Genomic DNA, 1889 nt, shown 5'->3' on the forward strand with positions numbered 1-1889 from the left:
GATCCTCGTCCGAAGGCTGGGCCGAGCAGAATGACTTATCGGACGGACTCTAAGCGGGGCTGTCACGAAGGGTGACCACGCGCGAGTGGTGTTCCTAAACGCTCGGTTTTGTAAGGAGGTGGAGCAGTACTGGGACAGCCTGGCTCAGTCCCCTGCCCGGCTTTATTCGGCGCTCGTCACCCAGAAGCGCTCGGCGTTCAGCGCGAACGCGTTGTTCCAGCTTATGAGGGGCTGGTGCGACCTTGCAGGTTTGGATGGCGGATCGAGCCACAGCGGCCGGCGCTGGTTCTTTACGAAGTTCGCTCACGCCGGCATTTCGCCGAAAGCCATCATGATGCTCGCCGGGCATCGGCATCTCTCAACAACGCAACGCTACATTGATGTGAATGACGAAATGATGCGCGTTGCCGTAGAGATCCTGTGACCCCCACGACAGCTCAGCGCTCGGTACCGCTCTCGACTGCCGCTCAGGCCGCCTCAGCCATAGGAGCGGGGCTTGGAGCATCCATCGCCCGCATGTAGACGTCGAGCAAAGTCTCGTGCTCGTCCCGCTCATCCTGATCCAGCTTGCGCAGCTTGAGGATCTCTTTGAGGATCTTCACGTCCAAGCCTTCACCTTTGGCCTCCAGGAAGATTTCCTTCTTGGCTTCCATGAGGTCCTTGATCTCTTCCTCAACCTTCTCCACGCGCTCGATGATCGAGCGGATATGGTCGCCGGCAATCCCAACGGTGTCGATGGTGTCGGACATGCTTTCTCCTCAGCGAATGCAGGGCGTCAACCTCGCGAGTTTGTGTAAGCAGAAGGTTAATGCTGATGGGCAATTCTATCAGTACGAGCGGCCTCCATCAGTCGGGCTGCGGACCATTCCGACGGCTTCACTACTCTTCAACCATGCGGCGCCAGGATGGGGCCATGCTGAATCTCTCGCCGCCACGCACCATCACGTTCTTCGTGTCGCTCGTACTCATCGGGCTCGCTGTCGCCAGCCTCTACCTGCGCATCCCCACGATCGGCCCCACGGTGGTGAAATTCAGGACTTGGTTTTTCGTCGGTGCTTACGTTGTTCTGGCTCTCGGCATCGTGTCAAAGAGCTTGTGATGACGAAAATTGTCCAACCGAACGTGGCCTAGACAAAGAACAGAGCAATCCCATATGATGCGCATCGGCAGTCGGCGTGATTTGCATCGCTGAGCCAGATGTTTTCAGGATTTTTCCAGACATGAAGCGCCGCAGCGCGCGACCGTTCACGGTCGAGATCAAGCATACCCGTACATCCCGCGCCTCGATCACCGATGCTACAGCACGTTCCCGTAAAGGTCAGGACCTATGGGGGAACCTGACGGTAGCCGCTGCTGACAAGCCTGCCGCAATGCAGACTGCGCCCCTGGTTCACTCCGAGCCTTCACAATCTCGCATGCAAGTTCGGCGGGTGCTGCCGAGCCTCGTGCCAATGTTCGATATGCTCGTTGAGCCCGAAGTTCCTGAAGTGCGTGGAGCACCTGCAGAGGATCGGCTGCCACGGGTGCGTCGTGTGAAGCCCCCGGCCAATCGTACGAAGGCCTCAGCTGTCGCTGCTAACGCGAAGTTGGCTGCTGATGAGGCAGAGACTGATAGGGCGGCTACCCCTTCGGCTGCTATCGCTATCGTTGAGGTCGATGCTTCCGCAAATACGCAGCCTACTATTGCGCGGGTGCGATCCGCACGGCGCACACAGGAGGTCGCGACCTTGCGGCCCGGTGAGCGCTGGAAGCGTCGGCTCCCGCGAGCACTCTGGTGAGTTGATAACCTTAGCCCGTCTTATTCATTAGGACAGTAGATTTGGGGTGGCGAGCTTGTAACCGGGGCAGATTGCCGGGCGGTCAGGCTGTTGCGGCGTTTCTGACGAGGT

The 1889-nt window shown here is 58.9% G+C and carries 3 protein-coding genes; 2 read left to right on the forward strand and 1 reads right to left on the reverse strand.

Annotated features, from left to right (window positions below; genetic code table 11):
* Nucleotides 1–37: 37 nt before the first annotated feature.
* Nucleotides 38–424, forward strand: coding sequence for a site-specific integrase (locus tag G3T14_RS23945; protein ID WP_163644975.1), 387 nt, complete (start codon nt 38–40; stop codon nt 422–424).
* A gap of 43 nt (nt 425–467) precedes the next feature.
* On the opposite strand, the gene G3T14_RS23950 is transcribed toward G3T14_RS23945, so the two are convergent.
* Entirely contained in the window at nt 468–749 is a 282-nt protein-coding gene (locus G3T14_RS23950) for a DUF2312 domain-containing protein (protein WP_163644973.1), read from the reverse strand.
* Between the two features lie 164 nt (nt 750–913).
* On the opposite strand from G3T14_RS23950, the gene G3T14_RS23955 reads away from it, so the two are divergent.
* Entirely contained in the window at nt 914–1099 is a 186-nt protein-coding gene (locus G3T14_RS23955) for a hypothetical protein (RefSeq protein ID WP_163644974.1), read from the forward strand.
* Nucleotides 1100–1889 lie beyond the last annotated feature (790 nt).

It is taken from the genome of Methylobacterium sp. BTF04 (assembly GCF_010692745.1).
GTDB lineage: Bacteria > Pseudomonadota > Alphaproteobacteria > Rhizobiales > Beijerinckiaceae > Methylobacterium.

Excerpts from the sequence above, each read along its gene's own strand:
- G3T14_RS23950 (WP_163644973.1), bottom strand. The coding sequence starts at position 749 with ATGTCCGACACCATCGACACCGTTGGGATTGCCGGCGACCATATCCGC.
- G3T14_RS23955 (WP_163644974.1), top strand. The coding sequence starts at position 914 with ATGCTGAATCTCTCGCCGCCACGCACCATCACGTTCTTCGTGTCGCTC.